Origin of the sequence: Streptomyces sp. SID1328 (assembly GCF_009865595.1) — a bacterium.
GTDB classification, from domain to species: Bacteria; Actinomycetota; Actinomycetes; order Streptomycetales; family Streptomycetaceae; genus Streptomyces; species Streptomyces griseoluteus.
The window spans coordinates 1-1,441 of the sequence record NZ_WWKH01000255.1 but is presented as its reverse complement, the minus strand read 5'-3'; the positions used below and the strand labels follow the sequence as shown (position 1 = coordinate 1,441).

2 protein-coding genes and 1 pseudogene are annotated in these 1,441 nt (G+C 72.7%); 1 reads left to right on the top strand and 2 read right to left on the bottom strand.

The window, feature by feature from the left end:
* Positions 1 to 88 precede the first annotated feature (88 nt).
* Positions 89 to 376: a hypothetical protein gene (locus GT030_RS07390; RefSeq protein ID WP_086695702.1), complete on the bottom strand. Its 288-nt coding sequence runs from the start codon at positions 374 to 376 to the stop codon at positions 89 to 91.
* A 159-nt stretch (positions 377 to 535) separates the two neighbouring features.
* Here GT030_RS07390 and GT030_RS07385 point away from each other — a divergent pair, with 159 nt between their 5' ends.
* Entirely contained in the window at positions 536 to 1,084 is a 549-nt protein-coding gene (locus GT030_RS07385) for a hypothetical protein (RefSeq protein ID WP_161200389.1), read from the top strand.
* 58 nt (positions 1,085 to 1,142) lie between these two features.
* Here the strand turns inward: GT030_RS07385 and GT030_RS07380 are convergent.
* A pseudogene (locus GT030_RS07380) lies at positions 1,143 to 1,441 on the bottom strand (hypothetical protein); the annotation flags it as partial.

The following is a 1,441-nucleotide window of genomic DNA, read 5'->3' as shown; positions in this document are numbered from 1 at the left end:
GGTCGATCGGCACCGCTGCTTCCCCGCCCCCTGATCCGCCGGGCAGGCCCTAGCGGCAGGCGGGGCCCCTCAGGCCCGGCGCCCGGCGTCAGCGGTGCATGCGGCCGGCGATGGCGTGGCCGATGAACAGGTAGACCACGGCGGCCAGTCCGTAGCCGGCGACGACCCGGGCCCACGCCTCGTCGAAGGTGAACAGGTCGTGGGACCAGCCGGCCAGCCAGGAGGCCGTGTCATGGACGAACTCGACCAGGGTGTTGCCCCGGTTCGCGTCCAACAGGTACATCAAGATCCACAGACCGAGGATGAGGGCCATCACGTCCGCTACGACGGCGATGACACGGCCGGCCTGGTTGGTGCCTGAGTGGTATCGAGACATGGTGTTCGAATTGCCGCCGGACGCCCCCTGAAACCGGCCACAGGCCAGTAATAGTGGGCCCGACGACCCGTACGGGCCTCCCGGCTGGCGGGGGGCGGGAGGGCGGGCAAGGCTTCGGAGCAGAGACACCCGCTCGGGGAATCACGTCCGGAGGACCGCGTGCCCGTTCCGCTGCGCCGCACCTGGGTGGCGCTGATCCTGTGCTGTGCCCTGCTGGCCGGTACCGCCGCCTGCGGCAGTGACCACAAGACCAGCACCAAGATCCCCGCCGCGGCCTCCCCGAGCCCCAGTACCTCCGCCGAACGCCAGCAGTTCGCCAAGACCCGGTTCGTAGCCAACGCCGGCCTCGCGGCCGGGGCCACCTACCAGTGGATCGTGAAGCCCTGGCGGGCCGGCACCTTCCAGAAGGGCACCGACGGCCGCAAGGTGGCCCTCGTCAAGGCCGGCCTCGCCGGTGCCTTCGCCTACAACCGGCTCAAGGCCGCCCAGGAGAACGCGCAGGGCGACCCCACCCTGACCAAGGCGCTGGCCCCGCTCAGCGCGGGCATCGAGAGCCTGAAGAACCTGCCGTCCAAGCTGCGCAGCGGCGACACGGACGCGATGGGCGCGTTCGAGGACACCATCGACAAGGTGAAGAGCGCGGGCGCGAGCGCGGGCGCACCGGTCAAGGAGCACGTGCCGTCCTCCTCGGACCTCTCCAAGGGCTGACACGGCCGCGGCCCCCCGCCCGGAAGGGGCGGGGGGCCGCGTACGACGGTTCCGGGCCTCAGCCGCGCTGGATGCCCGAGGTGTCCTGAAGGACGCCGCGACGGCCGTCCTGGGTCTGCGCGAGCAGCGCGGCACCGCGCTGCTCGACCGCCAGGTACCAGGTGCCGGGGGCCAGTTCGGCGACCGGGCTCGGCGAGCCGTCCTCCGCGAACAGCGGACGGGTCACCGGCACGGCGAACCAGAACGGCGAGAAGTCGGCGGCGGGTGCCTGCTGCTGCGGCGCCGGAGCGCCCTGCGGGGCACCCTGGCCGAACGCCTGGGCCTGCTGCGGCTGGCCGCCGCCGAAGGACGCGGCCG

Coding starts and splice junctions, on each gene's coding strand:
- GT030_RS07390 (WP_086695702.1), bottom strand. CDS start 376: ATGTCTCGATACCACTCAGGCACCAACCAGGCCGGCCGTGTCATCGCC.